Source organism: Chryseobacterium culicis (genome assembly GCF_900108365.1).
GTDB classification, from domain to species: domain Bacteria; phylum Bacteroidota; class Bacteroidia; order Flavobacteriales; family Weeksellaceae; genus Chryseobacterium; species Chryseobacterium culicis.
In genome coordinates, this window is sequence record NZ_FNWQ01000002.1 from 329,041 (window position 1) to 348,983 (window position 19,943).

General features: G+C 37.7%; 15 protein-coding genes and 1 tRNA gene. 8 read left to right on the forward strand and 8 right to left on the reverse strand.

The genetic code is table 11. The features are described from left to right. Positions 1–116: 116 nt before the first annotated feature. Positions 117–1,142 (reverse strand): NAD(P)-dependent alcohol dehydrogenase, encoded by a 1,026-nt coding sequence (locus tag BLW74_RS07800; RefSeq protein WP_089691286.1) that lies wholly within the window; start codon positions 1,140–1,142, stop codon positions 117–119. A gap of 1,061 nt (positions 1,143–2,203) precedes the next feature. Then, positions 2,204–2,275 (reverse strand) — tRNA-Arg (locus BLW74_RS07805). A 297-nt stretch (positions 2,276–2,572) separates the two neighbouring features. Between BLW74_RS07805 and BLW74_RS07810 the strand changes: the two genes are divergently transcribed. The 6 genes from BLW74_RS07810 to BLW74_RS07835 are packed head-to-tail and all read left to right on the forward strand — an operon-like array spanning position 2,573 to position 9,846. Continuing rightward, positions 2,573–4,048 carry a hybrid sensor histidine kinase/response regulator gene (locus BLW74_RS07810; RefSeq protein ID WP_089691289.1) on the forward strand — a complete coding sequence of 492 codons (1,476 nt, stop codon included), beginning with the start codon at positions 2,573–2,575 and terminating at the stop codon, positions 4,046–4,048. A gap of 5 nt (positions 4,049–4,053) precedes the next feature. After that, on the forward strand, positions 4,054–7,662 hold the full coding sequence (locus BLW74_RS07815; protein WP_089691292.1) for a response regulator: 3,609 nt from the start codon (positions 4,054–4,056) through the stop codon (positions 7,660–7,662). Between the two features lie 15 nt (positions 7,663–7,677). Beyond that, entirely contained in the window at positions 7,678–8,043 is a 366-nt protein-coding gene (locus tag BLW74_RS07820; RefSeq protein WP_185116343.1) for a response regulator, read from the forward strand. Beyond that, positions 8,044–8,874, forward strand: a complete 831-nt coding sequence (locus BLW74_RS07825) for a CheR family methyltransferase (RefSeq protein WP_089691298.1) — start codon at positions 8,044–8,046, stop codon at positions 8,872–8,874. An 11-nt stretch (positions 8,875–8,885) separates the two neighbouring features. Further along, the gene (locus BLW74_RS07830) at positions 8,886–9,455 is read left to right on the forward strand and encodes a chemotaxis protein CheB (RefSeq protein ID WP_089691301.1); all 570 of its coding nucleotides are present in this window, start codon (positions 8,886–8,888) and stop codon (positions 9,453–9,455) included. Between the two features lie 19 nt (positions 9,456–9,474). Next, a complete protein-coding gene (locus BLW74_RS07835; RefSeq protein ID WP_089691304.1) occupies positions 9,475–9,846 on the forward strand; it encodes a response regulator in 372 nt (123 codons plus the stop codon). Positions 9,847–9,935: 89 nt separating this feature from the next. On the opposite strand, the gene BLW74_RS07840 is transcribed toward BLW74_RS07835, so the two are convergent. Beyond that, entirely contained in the window at positions 9,936–10,220 is a 285-nt protein-coding gene (locus BLW74_RS07840) for a hypothetical protein (protein ID WP_089691306.1), read from the reverse strand. Between the two features lie 104 nt (positions 10,221–10,324). Here BLW74_RS07840 and BLW74_RS07845 point away from each other — a divergent pair, with 104 nt between their 5' ends. Further along, on the forward strand, positions 10,325–10,999 hold the full coding sequence (locus BLW74_RS07845; RefSeq protein ID WP_089691309.1) for a MarR family winged helix-turn-helix transcriptional regulator: 675 nt from the start codon (positions 10,325–10,327) through the stop codon (positions 10,997–10,999). 277 nt (positions 11,000–11,276) lie between these two features. Here BLW74_RS07845 and BLW74_RS07850 read toward each other — a convergent pair whose 3' ends face one another. The 3 genes from BLW74_RS07850 to BLW74_RS07860 all read right to left on the reverse strand — a co-directional run bounded on the left by BLW74_RS07850 (position 11,277) and on the right by BLW74_RS07860 (position 14,719). After that, complete coding sequence (locus tag BLW74_RS07850; protein WP_089691312.1) at positions 11,277–12,728, reverse strand: S41 family peptidase; 1,452 nt, start codon at positions 12,726–12,728, stop codon at positions 11,277–11,279. A gap of 93 nt (positions 12,729–12,821) precedes the next feature. Continuing rightward, the gene (locus tag BLW74_RS07855) at positions 12,822–13,601 is read right to left on the reverse strand and encodes an alpha/beta hydrolase (RefSeq protein WP_089691316.1); all 780 of its coding nucleotides are present in this window, start codon (positions 13,599–13,601) and stop codon (positions 12,822–12,824) included. After that, complete coding sequence (locus BLW74_RS07860) at positions 13,598–14,719, reverse strand: epoxide hydrolase family protein (protein WP_089691319.1); 1,122 nt, start codon at positions 14,717–14,719, stop codon at positions 13,598–13,600. Before BLW74_RS07860 ends, BLW74_RS07855 begins: the two co-directional genes overlap by 4 nt. A 347-nt stretch (positions 14,720–15,066) precedes the next feature. Between BLW74_RS07860 and BLW74_RS07865 the strand changes: the two genes are divergently transcribed. Next, positions 15,067–15,708, forward strand: a complete 642-nt coding sequence (locus BLW74_RS07865; RefSeq protein WP_089691323.1) for an NAD(P)-dependent oxidoreductase — start codon at positions 15,067–15,069, stop codon at positions 15,706–15,708. A 66-nt stretch (positions 15,709–15,774) separates the two neighbouring features. Here BLW74_RS07865 and BLW74_RS07870 read toward each other — a convergent pair whose 3' ends face one another. After that, complete coding sequence (locus BLW74_RS07870) at positions 15,775–16,542, reverse strand: methyltransferase domain-containing protein (protein ID WP_089692579.1); 768 nt, start codon at positions 16,540–16,542, stop codon at positions 15,775–15,777. A 79-nt stretch (positions 16,543–16,621) separates the two neighbouring features. Next, positions 16,622–19,414 carry an excinuclease ABC subunit UvrA gene (uvrA, locus tag BLW74_RS07875; RefSeq protein WP_089691325.1) on the reverse strand — a complete coding sequence of 931 codons (2,793 nt, stop codon included), beginning with the start codon at positions 19,412–19,414 and terminating at the stop codon, positions 16,622–16,624. Between the last annotated feature and the right edge of the window lie 529 nt (positions 19,415–19,943).

Here is a 19,943-nt window from a genome sequence, read left to right on the forward strand (position 1 = left end):
TAAAAATTGAATTGTGAACGAAAAGCAGCTAATATTTTTAGTTCTCACTTTACATAAAGGCAAATAAAAAAGCCGAAAGCAAACTGCTTCCGGCCGTGTATTATGTACTTTATCCGCTATGGAATCAAAACAGCTCTGCCTTTGATTTTTCCGTTTCTCATTCGGTCGTATACTTCATTGGCCTCGTCCAGCCTGTATTTTTCAATTTCAATATGAATCTTTTTCTGTCTTGCCAATCCTACCACTTCCATGAGCTCAACTCTCGATCCCCAGTAAGGATTAGTCATGCTCACCCCAAATGGCAGACCGGACATGCTGTACTGATAATGACCGCCACCTAATCCAACAATGGTAAGATCTCCGTCCAGGCTCACAATTTTAGTGCCAAGCTCGATGGTTGAGGTAGCTCCTACAAAATCAATAACTACTTTCGCTTTTTTAATACCGGTAATTTTCTGAATCTGTTCTGCAGCATCTGCATCTTTTGAGTTGACGGTGAAGGCTGCTCCCAGTTCTTTGGCAAAAGCAAGTTTTTCATCCGTTACATCACACGCAATAATTGTGCTGCCGCTAATTTCCCTAAGAATCTGAAGTGCAACATGCCCAAGTCCTCCGACTCCAATAACAACAACGTATTCATCGGCTGTCAATTTAGACAACGATCTTTTAATTGCTGAATAGGGGGTAAGGGCTGCATCAGTAAGCGGAGCGGCAATCACCGGATCCAGATCGTAGATAGGAACTAATAATCTTGAAGAAGGTACTAGCATGTACTCAGCCATTCCTCCATCTAATCCCAAACCTCCGCCATAAGCCATTTCGGACTGATGATCACAATAGTTTTCCTTGGATTGCTGGCAGGGTTTACAATGACCGCATCCCCACGGGCCATACACCAGAACCGCATCTCCTTTTTTATATCCTTTAACATCAGGCCCTACTTCTTCGATCCAGCCTGCATTTTCATGTCCCAATGTAAATACAGAACCTCCTACAGTTCCCTCATCAATAATGTGGAGGTCAGAGTGGCATACGCCGGCGCCTCCAATTTTCAACAACACTTCATCTCCATTAGGAGTGGGTTTTTCCATATCATTTACTACACGGACATCTTTGTGCCCGAAAAAACGTACTGCTTTCATAACTTACTATTTTAAAACTTATATCTTAAATATACGAAAATGGTTTTGGAATTGCGCCTATTTCAAGGCATAATAATCTAATATATCTCATGAAATTAAGAATAAAATACAGCTGATATTTGCTTTAAAATTATTATTGTCAGCAGAACCGTGAAGTTTTATGGGATATGATTGAAATCATATTCGATGGTGTTGACACTTACTTATATTTGGCACATAGAAAATTTCATATTTCTGACAAATTACAGTATAACCTTCCGATTATTCGGGAGGTTTTTTTATGAGCATATTTAAATGTTCGGCTTCTGTAGCCCCGTTCGGGAAATTCAGTTTAATAGATACTGACCAGGAACTGAACTTTTATTTCTGTTATCCTTACGGTTTCCCGTAATGTGGAAGCCTTTTATATCTTTAAATTTACCAATGATATATAATTAAAAGTACAAGAAGTTTTTTTTATCCTCCCTTACGGGAGGGTTTTTGCTTTATGAGTAAACTCATATTTTGCTTAGGCAGAATGTTTTACCTTCATTCTATCAACAATTCATTTTTGCATAAACACTTTAACCTCCCGATGCTATGGGAGGTTTTTTTATAAAAAAAGATACCACAAAAACGCGATTTCATTAAACAGTGATGTTTATTGGCACACGCATTGTTAATGTTAATACAAGTTTTTAGAGATAAAAATTATTTAACACCACATCACTTTTTTATAGTTCAAATTACATTTAAACCTCCTTTGATGGAGGTTTTTTTATTTTAATAAATTCTCTGGATTAAAATTATAAGAAACTCATAAAACCAATGGTATAGATTTATCGTATATAAGATAGAAGGCAGAATAGTTTACTTTAAAAGTTGTTTAAATAAAGCTCATTGATGAAGTCGATTGCAGAACAGTCTTATATGTCTTATTTTTGCACCCGATTCTCATTTAATTTGAGTTTTCATGGTTATTAGTTTTTTTATCCTCGGAGATTTCCGGGGATTTTTGTTTTTAAGCAGCCAATTTTGAGAATTAGTACGATTGGCATAGGAGTTTATCCGGGCATAAATTGCAGCCTCACCAGGGATCGAACCTGGATCTAAAGTTTAGGAAACTTCTATTCTATCCATTGAACTATGAGGCCATATCCACGTCTTAAAATTACAAATTATTTGCAGGAATAGCTTCATGGTCAGACCATTGATTTCAAAGTGGAACTTAAGCATCCGATGCCCAAGTATGATTCAGAACATCTATAGCATGAGTTTCTTCGAAATAATTAAGGGCTTTTTACGTATGACGAGCGGTGCCATTATTATTTCGACCATAAAATGTGGTATGAATTAGTTATTCATAATACTTTAAAAATTGCTATGTTTTGAAATATTGTGAGTATTTTTGAAGTTCGAATATCTGTAACTAATTATTGATTTTAACTTCTATGATTTTAATTGTTGATGACAATCAAAGTAATCTCTATTCACTGCAAAAATTACTTGAATCCAAGGATTTTCAGGTGGAAACCGCCAATTCCGGCGAAGAGGCTCTGGGCAAAGCCCTCAAAAACGACTATGCCCTCATTATTCTGGATGTTCAGATGCCTGATATGGATGGCTTTGAAGTAGCAGAAACGCTGGCAGATTACAGTAAAACAAAAGAAGTTCCTATTATATTTTTATCTGCGGTCAATACAGACAAAAAATTTATTACGCAAGGCTATGCTTCAGGTGCTAAAGACTATGTCACCAAACCTGTAGATCCTGAAATCCTTTTGCTTAAGGTGAAAACATTCTATAATCTTCAGGAACAGAATATAGCCATGAAAAAGACCCAGCAGAATCTTGAACTGGAGGTGAAGGGAAGACGCGAATCACAGGTGACGATGAAATCTCAGATTGACCATTTTCACTTGATGCTGGAGTCGCTTCCGCAGATTGCATTCACCCTGAATGAAGCCGGAAATGTAGATTTTGTGAATGGTAAATGGTATGAGTACTCAACCTCAGAACATAATTTTCCGGAGATACATCCGGACGACCCGGATATCAATGAGGAGTTTCAGAGATGCAGAAAAAAAGGAAAAGCTCTTGAACTGGAAGTGAGAATTAAAAATGTAGCTGCAGGCGATTACCGCTATCACTTACTTAGAGTAACGCCCGTATATGATGAAGACCGTATTAAAAACTGGGTGGGGACTTTTACAGACATTGATGATCAGAAGAAAGTTGAAAAAGAAAAAGATGAATTTTTAAGTATCGCAAGCCATGAGCTTAAGACTCCTTTAACAAGTATTAAAGCATATGTACAGTTACTGGAAAGAAAATTAAAGCTCGACAAAGAAAGCTCTGAAGCAGGGTTTGTTACAAAAGTTCAGGGTCAGATTGAAAAACTGAACACGCTTATTACGGATCTCCTCGATGTTTCTAAAATAGAAAACGGCAAGCTGAAAATTAATAAAAAACCGGTAAATCTGGAAAATTTAATAAGCAATGCTATTGAAACCATAGTACAGACCCATGATCAGCGTGAAGTGAAAATTGAGCGTCATGGCACCAAACCTGATATTTTAATCCCTTTAGATGAAATCCGTATAGAACAGGTGCTGATCAATTTTCTGACCAATGCTATTAAATATTCCCCCGATAATAACCAGGTTATTGTGACCACCTTTGTAGATAAAGAAGCAGAAGAAGTAAGGGTGAATGTAACCGACTTTGGAATTGGTATTCCTGATTTTAAACAGGATGCTGTATTCAAAAAATTCTATCGTGTAGAAGAATCTTCGCTGCAGTTTCAGGGAATGGGGATCGGATTGTTTATCTGTTCCGAAATCATCAAGCAGCATCATGGAAGCGTTGGCGTTTCCAGTATCGTAGATGAAGGTTCTACTTTTTATTTTACATTACCACTAAACTAATTTTAATGCCGAAAAAAATAATAAGAAATCTTCAGTTTGGAGTAGGTCTGTCACTTTTGATTTTAATAGCCAGTTCACTGGCCTCTTACTGGAGTATCCAGAATCAGATGACTCACCGTGAAAGTCTCTCCAAAAGCAGACGTTCTATAACAGCCGTGAAAGATGTGCTGGTTGCATTACTGGATGCAGAAACAGGAAACAGGGGGTATCAGCTCACCGGAAGAGAAGATTTCCTTGAGCCTTACAGACGGGGAGTGAGAGAATATTCCAAAGCTCTGGTACGCGCTGAATCTTTAGGAATAAGTGATCAGAATCAACTGCAAAGGCTTGCAGGCTTAAAAACTGCAGTTGATCAGGTGATGGGAAATCTGAAGCATTTGGTAGAGAACAGACGCAAAGGCATTATTATGACACAGCAGCAGATTACTGAGGGTAAAGCCTATATGGATCAGTGCCGTAAAATTGTCAATGGTTTTGTACAATATGAAGAAAGCCAGCTAGAAATTAAAAATAAAGATCTTAACCGTTCATCCGGTACAACTGTTCTTTTTATAGTCTTTTCCGCAATAGCAGCAGTAGTGGTAACTACATTCTTCTATTTAAAAATGCGTGCAGACCTTATCCGAAGAGATAAGCTGGAAAGAATGCTTAAGCAGAAAGATGAAGAAATGACGCGCCGTGTAAGTGCTATTCAAAAAATTGCCAACAGGGTTGCTAATGGTGATTACAGTGAGAAAGTAGTGGATAATGCTCAGGATGACCTTGGAGATCTTGTGGGGTCTCTTAACAATATGACAGAATCCCTTAAAACCTCTTTTGAAAAAATTAATAAAAGTGACTGGCGCCAGAAAGGTCTTGCTTTACTGAACGAATCCCTGGTAGGGAATAAGACAGTGCAGGAAGTTTCTAATAAATCCCTGATGCAGCTGATTGAATACGGAAACTGTATTAATGGTTCCCTGTATTTATATGATGAAGGTATTTTAAAACTGAATAAAGCATTTGGGCTTGAACCCAATATGAAAAAAGCTTTTGAACCAGGAGAAGGAATGGTGGGGCAGGCTTTTGTAAATGCTAAAACGCAGGTATATAATAATCTTCATGAGGATGACTTTGTAGTTACTTTTGCCAGCAGTACAATAAAAATTTACGGTATCATTCTGTTGCCTCTGTATGCAGACGGCCATATCATCGGAGTATTGGAACTTGGTTCTACCTCCAATTATGATGAAGACAGAATAAGTTATTTTGAAGAATGCTGCGTCAATATAGGAATTGCCCTGAGCGCCGCAAAAGGGAGAGAAAAAGAGCAGCAGTTATTGGAAGAAACCCAGGCACAGTCTGAAGAACTGCAGGTACAGCATTCTGAGCTTGAAAATCTGAATACAGAACTGGAAGCACAAACACAGAAACTTCAGGCTTCTGAAGAAGAACTCAAAGTGCAGCAGGAAGAGCTGATGCAGGCCAATGCGGAACTGGAGGAACGTTCAAGACTGCTGGAGGAGAAAAATCATCTGATTGCGGAACGGAATAATGAGATTCAGAAAAAGGTAGAAGAACTGGCATTAAGCACCAAATACAAATCTGAGTTCCTGGCCAATATGTCCCATGAATTGCGTACGCCGCTGAATTCAATTCTTCTTTTATCTCGTTTAATGACGGAAAATCCGGAGGAAAACCTTAATGAAGATCAGGTAGAATCGGCAAAGGTAATTCATAGTTCCGGTACAAGTTTATTAACTCTTATTGATGAAATTCTTGATCTTGCAAAAATAGAATCCGGTAAAATGACACTTGAGTACCAGGATGTCATGATTGAAGAAGTGGTAAAGGACCTGAAAAGCCTTTTTAATCCGGTATTTCAGGAGAAGCATCTTCCATTTAATATCGAGATCGAAGCCAATGTGCAGAAAGTAATTGAAAGCGACCGTCTCAGAATTGATCAGGTATTGAGAAACCTGCTGTCTAATGCTTTAAAATTTACAACAAAAGGAAGCATCGGTTTACACATCAGAAAGCATTCTGAAAAACCTGATTTTATCGTTTTTTCCGTAAAGGATACAGGAGTTGGAATTGCAGAAGATAAGCAAAAAATTATATTCGAAGCATTTCAGCAGGCTGATGGCTCAACCAAGCGAAAATTTGGAGGAACAGGTTTAGGACTGTCGATCAGCCGTGAAATCGCCAAACTACTCGGCGGTGAACTCGTTTTGAAAAGCGAGGTTGACAAAGGAAGTGAATTCAGTTTTATGATTCCTGTACATGCTGTGCCTGAAGTTACTCATTCTGAAACCGACCACGACCTTGTAGAAGTGATCCGTGAAGACGTAGAAGAAATTCAGCATATTCTGGATGAGGGAGACGCAAAAATGATTCCTTTGAATACCCTTGAAATACCGGAAGATGTAGCGGACGACAGAGAAAACATCCAGGATGGAGATAAGGTAATCTTGATTATTGAAGACGATATCAATTTTGCAAAAGCTTTATTAAAATATGCCCATCTGCAGAAATACAAAGGGGTAGTTGTGGTGAGAGGAGATCATGGTCTTTCTGCGGCTCAGAGGTATCATCCGCACGCCATTTTACTGGACGTTCAGCTTCCTGTAAAAGATGGCTGGGAGGTGATGGATGAGTTGAAATCTGACCCTTATATCAAGCATATTCCTGTTCATATGATGTCTGTTCTTCATCTTAAAAAAGAAAGCCTCATGAAAGGTGCCGTAGACTTTATTAATAAGCCGGTAGCGCTGGATAAAATGACGGATGTATTCAGAAAGATCGAAGAAGCCTTAAATAAAGGATCCCAAAAAGTCCTGATTGTAGAAGAAAATGCCAAACATGCCAGTGCCCTGTCTTATTTTCTGAGCAATTTTAATATCTCCTTATCCGTAGAGCATACGGTAGAGGATAGTGTGAAAGCACTTACTTCTGATCTTGTGGACTGCGTTATTCTGGACATCGGAAGTTCAAAAGCAAACGATTACCACGTAATTGAATCCATAAAGAGCCATGAAGGATTGGAAAATCTTCCCATTATCATCTTTACAGAACATCATTTATCCAAAGAAGAAGAACTTAAAATAAAGCAGTATGCAGATTCAATTGTGGTGAAAACTGCCCATTCGTACCAGAGAATTTTAGATGAAGTAGGGCTGTTTTTACATCTGGTAGAAGAGAAAAACAATTCTTCCGAAAATACTGCAGGGAGAATGCTGGGTTCTTTAACGGAAGTGTTGAGCGGTAAAAAAGTGCTCATTACGGATGATGATGTACGCAATATATTTTCTTTAACCAAAGCACTGGAAAAATATAAAGTGGAAGTTATTGTAGCTATGGATGGAAAACATGCCCTGGAGCAGATTCACCATAATCCCGATATAGATGTAATCCTGATGGATATGATGATGCCGGAAATGGATGGCTACGAAACCATAAAGCAGATCAGAAAAATGCCCGCATTTAAGAAACTGCCTATTATAGCGGTTACCGCAAAGTCAATGATTGGAGAGCGCGAAAAGTGTATTACGGCAGGAGCTTCGGATTATATCTCAAAACCTGTAGATATTGATCAGCTATTGTCGCTGCTTCGCGTTTGGTTGTATGAAAGTTAAACAGATAAAATTCTGATGAATAAGAAAATTTTAATTGTGGATGATGATCCACGCAATATATTCGCACTGAAGCTAACCCTTAAGGCTCGTGGATATGCCGTTGAAACCTGTACCATGGCTCAGGTAGCTTTGGATATGCTAATGGCAGATCCTCAGTTTTCCGTAGTGCTTATGGATATGATGATGCCTGGGATAGATGGTTACGAGGCAGTGAGGATCATAAGAAAAACCCCGGAAATCAAAGAGATTCCGGTTATTGCTGTTACCGCACAGGCAATGCCTGAAGACCGCCAGAAATGTATTGAAGTAGGAGCTAATGATTATGTTTCGAAACCAATTGATGTAGACCTGTTAATATTGGCAATAGAAAAACTTTCATAGATGCTGGAACCTAGTATCGTAAAAGATAAAGAAATAGAATATCTGATCAACGATGTTTATGAGATGTATGGCTATGACTTTTCCGGTTATAGCAGGGCTTCATTTAAGAGAAGAGTTAACCGTATATGTCTTTTGGACCGGTTTACCAGCTTTGCGGAACTTAGGTATACCATTATGAACGATGCGGAGTATTTAAAGCGTTTTGTAGAAGAAGTTACGGTAAATGTTACGGAAATGTTCCGGGATCCTTCTTTTTTTAAAGCACTCAGAGAAAAAGTTCTTCCTCAGTTAGGTACCTATCCGCTCATCAGGATTTGGATTGCAGGCTGTTCAACGGGAGAAGAAGCTTATTCCATTGCCATTTTGCTGAAAGAAGCTGGCCTGTATGATAAATGCCTGATTTATGGTACAGATTTAAATCCCGCGGTTCTTGAAACAGCCAGAGCCGGTGTTTTTCCGTTGTATCAGATGAAATTATATTCTGAAAACTATATGCTTTCAGGAGGTAAAAAAGATTTTTCTGATTATTATACAGCCAATTATGACAGTGTAAAATTTGATAAAAGCTTACAGGAAAAACTGATATTATCAACTCATAATCTGGTGTCAGACAGCTCTTTCAATAGCTTTCAGCTGATTATCTGCAGAAATGTGCTCATCTATTTTGACCGAGAACTGCAGGAGAGAGTATTTAAGCTTTTCGACAACAGTCTTGAAAATTTAGGCTTCTTAGCGCTGGGAGCAAAAGAAACACTTAGATTTTCCACCATAGAAAAAAATTATCATCAGCTGGAAGATCAGAAAATCTGGAAAAAGCTTGATCATCATTAATAGGAAGTGCTATGAAATCACAAATGAACATTGAACTTATTGTTATAGGAGGATCGGCAGGAAGTCTACAGGTTATCATTGAAATGATTAAAAACCTGAATGATGTCCTAAAAATCCCGATAGTTGTTGTGCTTCACCGTAAAGCCCAGTCAGGAGATATCCTGCGGACTTTATTGCAGCAGTTTACTAAAATTCCTGTGATAGAAGCAGAAGATAAAACCGGAATCGAAAGCAATGCGATATATATTGTTCCGGCTGATTATCATCTGCTGTTTGAAAACAAGAAAAATATGTCATTAGACAGCTCAGAAAAAATGAATTACTCCCGCCCTTCAATAGATGTTACCTTCAGGTCAGCAGCAGAAATTTATGGGAAAAATATGGTTGGAATTCTTTTATCAGGAGCCAATGCGGATGGAGTAGAAGGGCTGTGCTACATTAAAAAAAACAACGGACAGGTGTGGATTCAGGATCCAGAAACGGCAGAGGTGAATTATATGCCTAAACATGCCGTAGAAGAAATTAATTATGATCTCATTATCAAACCGGATAATTTGGCAGATTATATCAATCAATTGTAATAAGAGTAACCTTAATAATATGAACAAAAAGAAAATTTTAATTTTTGATGATGATGCTGCTATTTTGGAAGTGATTACCATCATATTTGAAGAGAATGGCTACGAAGTCAAAATTTCGGAAACTTCGCATGACATTCTGGAAAAAGTAGCCGACTATCATCCGGATGTTATTCTCATGGATAACTGGATTCCGAAAATAGGGGGTGTAGAAGCCACAAAACTTCTGAAAAACAGTGAAGAGTTTAATCACATCCCAGTAATTTATGTGACTGCAAATAATGACATTGCTGCTTTAGCTGCCGAAGCCAGGGCGGATGATTATGTTTCAAAGCCTTTCAATCTGGATGACCTTGAAGAAATGGTGGCAAAACATATAAAAGAACAGGTATAAATCTTACAGTTTTCTAATATAAAAAGGCTGTCTCCTCTGTTTGTATTATCAAATGCAGGAGACAGCCTTTTATTTATTTATTTATTTATTTATTTTTTCAAGACAGAAATTATTTCATTTTTTGTAAGATGGTAACTGTTGATATTGTGAATTAAAGACCGTAATAAAAGATATAACTGTGGATTTCCTATAGTTGTATCAGAAAATGTCTGTACAAGAATTAATTTTTTTGAAACGATATTATGTGCAGTAGTGTACTCATTACTGAGATCAATGTCAATATTCAATTCACTTTTTACTTTGAAATTAAAATATTCATCTATTAAATACTTATCATTGATCAGATCTAAAGGTTGTATTTTTATTTCGTCCATAACGTTGATAATTAAACTTTAAAATACAAATGTTGTACCGTACAGGCAAAAAAAAGAGAAGATTATTATAAAAAATAGTATATTTGTATACTATTTTAACAACAATGAATTTTCCTTTAATAAAAGACTTTATAACGCTCCTTGAGCAGTTTGAATCAAATGCCAACCCTGATTCCTATCCAAGCACCATCGAGGGCTTTAAAGCATGGATCTGTGACGAAAAAAACACTCTGCAGCCAGCTGCCGCTGAAGAACCCTACTGGGAAGGAAAAGAAAACGGAAGAACACCCGAAAGCGCCATAAGTACATTATTGGTACATCTTAACCGCTATGCAAAAACCTACTCGAAATCTGCCATATCAGATTCTGAATTTTCTACGCAGGAAGATTTTATTTATTTAATTAATTTAAAAGCCTTTGGTGAAATGTCCAAAATGACGCTCATCAAAAAGAATATTCATGACAAGCCGGTAGGGATGCTTATTATTGCAAGACTTCTCCGCCAGGGACTTATAGAACAAACAGATTCTGATTTGGATAAACGAAGCAAATTGATCCGTATTTCTGAAAAAGGTTTAGTGACCCTCGAAAAACAAATGGAGAAGATCAGACAGGCTACCAATATTGTTGCAGGAAACCTTAATCACCATGAAAAGATGGATCTTATCCGTATTCTGAATAAACTGGATCGTTTTCATTATCCTATATTTTCAAGAAATATCAATTCTGAAGAGCTTATCAGCACGGTGTACGACGAGTATTCGTTCATGAATTTATAGCAGTTACCTCTTTATGTTCAGACTGTATACATAAAAGAATCTGCCCTTTAGGGGCAGATTCAGTAGATAATACATCTCATTTTTTTAATTAGACAACAATAAAAAGCACAGCCGACAATGCTGTGCTTAAATTTTTATTTCAAATTTAATTGCAATTTCAAGAGTAGTAAGAAAAGCAAATAAAGTTTCCACTTCGATGTTTATTACATAGTAAATGTAGTGATAATTTTAATACGAAATATCAATTTAATGTTAAAATTCACAAGTTATCCACATTTTATTGTGGATAAGTCTGCTGCTCGCTTAAAATCCAGTGTTTTGCCGTCTCAATATCCATATCCTGACCCTCTTTAGATGCTACCGTAATGTCAGGGTCAATTTTTCCGGAATAGACTTTTCCGTTTCGGTCCATTTCATAGGAAGAAGCCACGGCAAAGATTTTACCGTCACTTAATGGATAAATACTGTTGGCTGAAGTGTAACCTGCTGATGGCTGTCCAAAAAGTTTCACATTGCTTTTCCCGATAAATGCAATGGTAGTGGCTTCTCCGGAGCTGGCCGTATGAGGGCCTATAAGAACCGCTATTTTAGAATTTCCGCTTTTAAGATCATAAGGTTCCGTAATTTTGGTCGCACCAAATTGTCTGTTTTTATAGATCCATGGTGTTTTTTGGTCTTTGTATACAAAATAACCCAGTGTCCCTTCTCCAATAAGGCTTCCGAGACCTCCGATCATAGGTTCCATATTTCCTCCGGTATTGCTTCTCAAGTCTACAATCCAGCCTTTAATGGTATTTTCAGAATCCAGTTTTTTAATCATATTGTGGATCTGCAAGGCAAAATCATTTCCAACTTCCTTGTTTAAGGAACCAAAAGCCGGAACCGAAATATAGCCGATATTCTGATCAATAAGTCTGGAATCAGGCTTTGTCTCATAAATATTGCCACTTTTTTGCTTTTCTGAACGCTCTTTACCGGAAATAAATGAATGATTATCACCAGCCTGTCTCAGGTTTTGTATAATGTAGCTCAGCGCAGGGGTGGTATCATCAATGGTTTTCATTCCTTTTGATAGATTATGAAGATTGGTTTCAATATTCTGCCAGTCCAGCTTATCTGAAAAAATAGAATTCTTTTTTACAATATTTTTAAAATCCTGAATGTATTTTGCCGCTTTTTTTGAAGGTTCTTCATTTGAAAACGGAATCTTATTAAGCTCAAAATGGTCAAACCAAACAGTACCGTTTCCTGAGAGTACACCTCCAAGAAGAAGGCTTTTTACATTTTTATCAGCAGTGAAAGTTAAAGAATACTTTGTCCAGTCTTTATTCACAGCGATAGGTCTCTGCTGTGATTCGGAATTTCCAAAATCAATCATCTCTCCATTTTCGTCCTTAACCTGAGTCCAAAGATTGATTTTTCCGTTGGTGTTCTCAGATTTTACATACGCACTGATCTCTATTTTCTGCAGCTGCTGAATGTCCAGAGAAACTTTTTGAGAAAAAGATTGAAATTCTTTGGATTGATCTGTCTTTCCTGTCAGCTGCATAGAAGCTTTTCCTCCAAAATAGTGGGTGTAGTCTATTTTTCCTTCGTATGAATCTGTTTTTTTAACATTCCAGTGATTGGGTAATCCATCGGTCATATTCTCAAAACCGGCGTTTTGTATTTGAGCTTCCACCGAACAGAACAAAAATGCTGCTACAATAGTGTAGGTCAGTTTTTTCATAAGTTATTAATTTTGGCTAAAATAAAAGAAGTTATAAAAAAATCATACTATGTTAACAAAATTTTAGTAATGGTTTAGAATGATTAACAATTTTCACTGCAGCTTATCTTCTGTGAGATATTTTAGAACAAAATCAGATAACGTCTTTTTCTCCTCATCCGTCCCTTTATTATCCATATGATTATGATTAATAAGAGTGGGCTGTATCGTCATATAGTTCTTTTTCTGTTCCTGTTCGTTGGGCAGTACTCCTTCATCAGCGGGATAATCGTTGGAGCGTAAGGTATATATTTTAGGCACTGAAGTTCTGGGAAGAAACATTCTCCGGTTATCCATCGTAATCAGCTTATAGACCAGGTTAGGATGCTGATTGGTGAATAGTGCCGCCATGTCTCCTCCATTGGAATGTCCTATCAGGGTCAGGTGTTTATAATCAAGTTCGGGTTTTATCTTGGTAAGTTCATTCAGAACCAACAAAATATTATCGGAACCATTTTGCCAGAAAGGTCTTCGCACGATCTGTAAGTTTCCTTCAGTAGGTAAAAGGCGATCTGTAGCCAGCTCATGCTGTATGCTTACTGTAAAATAACCTTTTGAAGCCAGCTTTTCGGTCAGATAAGAATAAACAAAATAATCTCCGCCCTTATTAAAACCATATCCATGATTGAAGATAATGACTTGCTGATTCGCAATTTTTTTACGTGTTTCAGGATAATAAAAAGCAACTGGAATCCTACGGTTTCTTACCGGGTCCAGGAGGGTTAAAGTATCCCGCTTTACTTCATAATTGGCATTTTCTGTATTTTTCCTCTGTAGGGTACAGCTCACCATCAAAAGACAAACTGCTAAAAGAATAGATGAGTTATATTTCATGAATTGTTGTTATGAACAGAATAAAAGAATGATCTTAGCTCATCTGCAAATAGATGAGGTAATTCCAGGGCAGCAAAGTGTCCTCCTTCATTCATTTTTTTAAAGCTGACAACATTAACAAAACGTTCTGCCCATTCTTTGGGAAACTGAGCTTCACGGGGAAATACAAGTACTCCGGCAGGAACATTGCTTTTTTGATGGACCTGAGTGCCGCTCCATAAGGCAGCAGCGTCTTCTTTGTACATTCTTGCAGAAGAGCCTATAGTTTGTGTGATCCAGTAAATCATAATATTGGTGAGTAATTCGTCTTTCCCGCCAAATGCCGTTTCAATCATTTCCGGTGCAGCCCCTGCATTGGTAAAGCTAATGATCCAGGCAGCCAGCCCGATAGGAGAATCATTGAGACCATAGGCCAGAGTTTGCGGCTTGGTAGACTGTACCATGGCGTAAGCACATTCGCTGTACCACCATTGCTGGACAAACTGTGCAAACTCCTGTTCTTCTTTACTCATTGTGGTGAAATCTTCCTGACCGGTAGGGTATCCTACATCGGTAAGATGAACAGCTTGCAGGACTTCAGGGTATTTTGATGTCAGGGCTTTTACTACACCCATACCGATATCTCCACCGGCTGCACAGAATTTTTCATATCCAAGCACTTCAGTCATGAGTTTTTTCCAGAGATCAGCAACTCTTTCACTGCTGACCGCTGTTTTGCCAGAAAAGCCAAATCCCGGAATAGAAGGAATAACCAGATCAAAGCTTTGTTCACCTTCGGTAAGTAAGGGAATAATTTTATGAAAACGGTAATAGCTGTCCGGCCAGCCATGAGTAAGAATCAATGGTTTGGGGTTTTGACCTTTTCCTCTTATGTACTGAAAATGAATCAGTATTCCATCTATTTGGGCTGTATATTGAGGATGCTGATTCAATAATTGCTCATGCAGCTTCCAGTCATAATCATTGATCCAGTAGTGTACAAGTTCTTTGAGGTAAGTCTCGCTGGTGCCGTAGTTCCAGCCGGAGTCATCGGCCTGCCCGGGCCAGCGGGCATTTTGCAAACGGTTTTTAAGGTCGGTTATAACCGGTTCAGGAATGTTTACTGTAAATGGTTCCATATTATTATTGGTGTTTTGGTGTAAGTGTACTATATGAAATAAACTGATATCAAGTCTGTTATCAAAGTTAAAAACTTTATTTTTTACCAGGTATTGTCAAACTTATAATTTTTTTGAAATTTTTAATAATAAAAATCAGTAACTTTACTTTATCAAAATCTCGTAATACATATTACTGCAGTCAGAAGTTATTTTTTAGCTCTGAACAACTCAGGTTCAAATTTCTGAACCCAATACATCTGTTATATCATCTTTAAAAGCAAAGGCAACACGTCATTTGCTGTATCAACGGTCATTCGCGGGTAATCTGCGGTGATTATTGATGTTTAATAATTAAATCGAATATTATGAAAGCTAATACAATTGCCATCATCGGCGGAACCGGAAAATCCGGACAATATCTGGTACAAAACCTTCTTGAGAAAGGATATCATCTTAAACTTTTACTGAGAAATCCTGAGAATTTTATCCTTCGAAATCCTTTAATTGAAATAATACAGGGAGATGCCAGAGATACAGCAGCGATTTATAAATTGATTAAAGGTGCTGATCTTGTTATGAGTACTTTAGGCCAGCCCAAAGGCGAGAAGCCTATCTTCAGTGATGCTGCGAGAAATATTATCAGTGCAATGAATCATTATGATCTCAATCGTTATATCGTTACCACAGGGCTTAGTGTAAATACGTTATCCGACCATAAAAATGATCGGGTACAAATGGCAACAGACTGGATGTACCAGAATTATCCCGTGACCACTGCTGACAAACAAAAAGAGTATGAACTTCTTCTGGAAAGCAATCTCGACTGGACATTGGTAAGGCTGCCGCTGATTCATCTTAAAGAGGAACATTTTCCAACAGAAACAAGTCTCACAGACTGCAAAGGTGAAGGCATTGGTGCTGCGGATCTGGCGGAGTTTCTGGCATCTCAGATAAAGGGTTCGGAATACATTCGAAAAAGTCCTTTTCTGTATAATCTGAAAAACTAGAGTGTGTAGACATGAGAAGCTGTTACAATTTTGTGACAGCTTCTTTTAGTTTAAGAATACAATCCTTTATTTTTTACGTCCGTACATCAGGATGCGCTTAAATGCATAAATGGCCGGATATTTTGTAAATCTTTCTGCGATACGTGATTTAAATCCGGAGATGAAATTTTCTTTCTTTTCTCCTTCCAGACGTTCTAAATACGGTAATAATGCTGTTCCTGAAATAAAGGCATATAAGGCTTCGTGATCATCTGCAATGATGGGATAAACTTTCTGAAATATTTCAATGTCCTGAATTCCGTTATCAAATAATATCTGTGCATAATCATCCATTGAAAGTACCGGCGAATCACGGTTGAAATGATTTAACTGGGATGCATAAGGCTCCTCATCCGCCATTTCTGTTAAAATCTGATTCAGAATATTTTCTTTCTGCACAGGCATTTGTAGGGCTAACTGCCCATTCTGTGAAAGCAATCCAATGATTTTAGGAAATAAAGTTTCGTGGTCATCAGCCCACTGTAAAGCGGCATTGCTGAAGACAAGATCCCATTTCTGATGAGACTGAGCTGTTTCTTCAATAGACTGAAGTTTAAAATGAAGATTATCATTTTCAAACTTCTTAGATTTTTCAAGCATTTCCGCCGATGAATCTATTCCGAGAAAGGTGGAGCCTGTCAGTTTCTCAGCCAGAATAGAAGTTTGTTCTCCGGTACCACAGCCTAGATCAATGGCTTTTATATTGTTTTCAGGCTTGATTAATGCTGCTAAATCGTAAAAGGGTTTGTAACGTACATCTTTGTACTGATCGTATAATTCAGGATTCCAGGGCATAAAAATAATTTTTGTAATGGTTGAATAAAGATAGAGAATCTCCATAAAAAATCGGCTGTTTTAACGCAGCCGATTCGATTTATTTGTCCAGTTTTTCTTTGATATATTTTGCCGTATAGGATTTTTTATTTTTGGTCAGATCTTCCGGTGTTCCTGTAAATACCACTTCTCCACCGTGTTTTCCTGCCTCCGGACCAATGTCTATAATATGATCTGCACATTTAATGATATCGGGCTGATGCTCAATAACAATCACCGAATGTCCAAGATCAATCAATGCCTGTAAGGATTTCAGTAATTTCTGAATATCATGGAAGTGAAGCCCTGTAGAGGGTTCGTCAAAGATGAATAACGTTTTGTCTGTGGTAACACCTTTTACAAGGAAAGAAGCCAGTTTTACACGTTGTGCCTCACCTCCGGAAAGGGTAGAAGAGCTTTGTCCCAGCTGAAGGTAACCTAAACCAACTTCCTGAAGCGGTCTCAGTTTTGTTACGATTTTATCTTCATTATTATCTTTAAAGAACTCCAATGCTTCATCTACGGTCATATGAAGAATATCAGAGATGTTTTTTTCGTCAAATTTTACTTCAAGGATCTCATTTTTGAACCGTGTTCCTTTGCAAACTTCACATTCCAGTTCAATGTCTGCCATAAACTGCATGGAAACATTGATGACTCCTTCTCCTTTACATTCATCACATCTTCCGCCATCCACATTGAAAGAGAAATGTTTGGGCTTATAACCCATCATTTTGGCTACTTTCTGCTTGGCAAAAAGATCACGGATATCATCGTAAGCCTTTAAATAAGTAACCGGGTTTGAACGGGATGATTTTCCAATTGGGTTCTGGTCAATCAGTTCAATATTTTTGACCAGTTTTTTCGGAAATTCAACAGAATCATAGTCTCCTTTCTTACCGCCCATTCCAAGCTGTATCTGAATATCATTGGTAAGGATTTCTTTCATCAAAGTAGATTTTCCGCTTCCCGAAACTCCCGAAATAACGACAAGGCTCTCCAAAGGAACGTCTACATCTATATTCTTAAGGTTATTCTGACGGGCTCCTTTTATGTGAATCCATTCTTTTGCTTTTCTTCTTTTCTTCGGAACTTCTATTTCAAGTCTTCCGGTCAGATATTCTGAAGTAAGGGTGCTGGCTTTTTTCAAGTCTTTATAATCTCCGGCAAATACCAGCTCACCACCAAGATAACCTGCTTCCGGACCAATATCAATAATATAATCCGCAGCTCTCATTACATCCTCATCGTGCTCTACCACAATGACAGTATTCCCAAGGTCGCGAAGATTTTTCAATACTTCGATCAGATTTTCCGTGTCTTTAGAGTGCAGTCCGATAGAAGGCTCATCCAATATATAAATGGAACCTACCAAAGAACTTCCCAGACTGGTTGCCAGATTGATTCTCTGGCTTTCTCCCCCTGAAAGCGTGTTGGATGTTCTGTTCAATGTTAAATATCCTAATCCTACTTTTAATAAGAACTCCAGGCGGGTAGTGATTTCATACAAAAGTCTTTTGGCTACTTCTTTATCATGTTCTGAAAGCTTTAAACCATTGATTAAAGGTGCCAGTTCATCCAAAGGAAGTTCAATCATCGACTGAATGTTGTGTCCGTCAACTTTTACCCAGCTGGTTTCTTCACGAAGTCTCAGACCTTCACAGGTAGGGCAGAGGGTTTTTCCTCTGTAGCGCGAGAGCATTACCCTGTACTGGATTTTATACAGATTTTCCTCAAGCATTTTGAAGAAATTATTAATGCATGGGAAATTACTTCTTCCGTCACCTTTCCAAAGAAAATTTTTCTGTTCTTTGGTCAACTGGTGGTAAGGCTTGTGGATAGGGAAGTCTCCGGCTTTTTTGATGAAATCCTTTTTCCATTCGCTCATGGTTTCTCCTCTCCAGCATACAACGGCATCTTCGTAAACGGACAGTGTTTTATTGGGAACTACAAGATCTTCGTCAATTCCGATCACTTTTCCGTAGCCTTCACATGCCGGGCAGGCTCCGTATGGATTATTAAAGCTGAAAAAATGAACGTTGGATTCAAGGAACTCCATTCCGTCCAGTTCAAATTTATTGGAGAACTCCTTTACTTTTTGAGTATCTGTATTCTTTAATGAACAATAGCCGCGTCCTTCATAAAAAGCCATTTGAATAGAGTCGGCAAGCCTTTGTAAAAAGCTTTCATCTTCTTCGTAGGAAAAACGGTCAATAACAAGATTGATGGTCATCCCTTTTTCGGGCGTAAAACCAAAGCTTTCCAGATCTTCAATTCCTGCGACATTTCCATTGATTTCAAGTCTTGTGAAACCTGCCAGTTTTAAAACATTGAGGGTTTCTTTAAAATTATCCGCATCATATTCCAACGGAGCGGTCAATAGAAAAGAAGTATCTTTTTTAGAGGCCTTAATGAAGTCAATCACATCCGAAACCGAATCTTTTTTCACTTCCTCCCCGGAAACAGGTGAAAAAGTTTTCCCGATCCTGGCAAACAGAAGCTTCATATAATCATAGATCTCTGTAGAAGTTCCCACCGTAGAACGCGGATTGGAAGAAATGACTTTCTGCTGAATTGCAATGGAAGGAGCAAGTCCTTTAATATCGTCTACTTTAGGCTTTTCTAATTTTCCTAAAAACTGGCGGGCATAAGAGCTTAAACTTTCAACATATCTTCTCTGCCCCTCTGCATAAATGGTATCAAAGGCCAAAGATGACTTACCGCTTCCCGAAACTCCTGTGATAACTATCAGTTTGTTTTTCGGAATCAGGACGTCTATATGTTTCAGATTGTTAAGATGGGCATTCTTAACGAAAATCTGTTTTTTTATATCTATTTCTGTTGTGTTAGCCATATTTTGTTTATTCATAAAAAGACTGTATCGCCGTAAGGCTGTCAGTAATGGTGTTTTTCCACGGATTATTCCGGGGCTGTCATCAATTGAACTTTTACCGGTATTCCACCGATCTTCTTACCGGTAATTTTTTGAACAATGCCACAAAATTAACATTGAATAGAGAATACTTTCATTATAAAATTAAGACCCACAAAATTACGAAATTTTAGTGAAAATTGCAGGGTTATATTATTGTTAAAAATTATTATTGTTAGTGTAAAATAAGAACAGAAAAGTGGAAATATTAACCCGAAGAAAACATGGTAGTAAATCATTTTTGTGGACTTATTATTGTTGTACTGCTTATTTTACAGGATTTTACATGGCTTTCAAAAATACATTGTGTTTTTTTAATTAAGTATTGTTTTATGTTGTAAAATTATTTAAAATTGTACCCGTAAATATGTAATATAGAAATGAGAAAATTATTCAGAGATCTAGTTACACATTTAATGAGAAAAAGATAGAATTACTCCCTCACAAACAG

Excerpts from the sequence above, each read along its gene's own strand:
- BLW74_RS07870 (WP_089692579.1), bottom strand. The coding sequence starts at position 16,542 with ATGCCCTGGAATCCTGAATTATACGATCAGTACAAAGATGTACGTTAC.
- uvrA (WP_089691325.1), bottom strand. The coding sequence starts at position 19,414 with ATGGCTAACACAACAGAAATAGATATAAAAAAACAGATTTTCGTTAAG.
- BLW74_RS07835 (WP_089691304.1), top strand. The coding sequence starts at position 9,475 with ATGAACAAAAAGAAAATTTTAATTTTTGATGATGATGCTGCTATTTTG.
- BLW74_RS07800 (WP_089691286.1), bottom strand. The coding sequence starts at position 1,142 with ATGAAAGCAGTACGTTTTTTCGGGCACAAAGATGTCCGTGTAGTAAAT.
- BLW74_RS07815 (WP_089691292.1), top strand. The coding sequence starts at position 4,054 with ATGCCGAAAAAAATAATAAGAAATCTTCAGTTTGGAGTAGGTCTGTCA.
- BLW74_RS07820 (WP_185116343.1), top strand. The coding sequence starts at position 7,678 with ATGAATAAGAAAATTTTAATTGTGGATGATGATCCACGCAATATATTC.
- BLW74_RS07850 (WP_089691312.1), bottom strand. The coding sequence starts at position 12,728 with ATGAAAAAACTGACCTACACTATTGTAGCAGCATTTTTGTTCTGTTCG.
- BLW74_RS07865 (WP_089691323.1), top strand. The coding sequence starts at position 15,067 with ATGAAAGCTAATACAATTGCCATCATCGGCGGAACCGGAAAATCCGGA.
- BLW74_RS07855 (WP_089691316.1), bottom strand. The coding sequence starts at position 13,601 with ATGAAATATAACTCATCTATTCTTTTAGCAGTTTGTCTTTTGATGGTG.
- BLW74_RS07810 (WP_089691289.1), top strand. The coding sequence starts at position 2,573 with ATGATTTTAATTGTTGATGACAATCAAAGTAATCTCTATTCACTGCAA.
- BLW74_RS07860 (WP_089691319.1), bottom strand. The coding sequence starts at position 14,719 with ATGGAACCATTTACAGTAAACATTCCTGAACCGGTTATAACCGACCTT.
- BLW74_RS07830 (WP_089691301.1), top strand. The coding sequence starts at position 8,886 with ATGAAATCACAAATGAACATTGAACTTATTGTTATAGGAGGATCGGCA.
- BLW74_RS07825 (WP_089691298.1), top strand. The coding sequence starts at position 8,044 with ATGCTGGAACCTAGTATCGTAAAAGATAAAGAAATAGAATATCTGATC.
- BLW74_RS07845 (WP_089691309.1), top strand. The coding sequence starts at position 10,325 with ATGAATTTTCCTTTAATAAAAGACTTTATAACGCTCCTTGAGCAGTTT.
- BLW74_RS07840 (WP_089691306.1), bottom strand. The coding sequence starts at position 10,220 with ATGGACGAAATAAAAATACAACCTTTAGATCTGATCAATGATAAGTAT.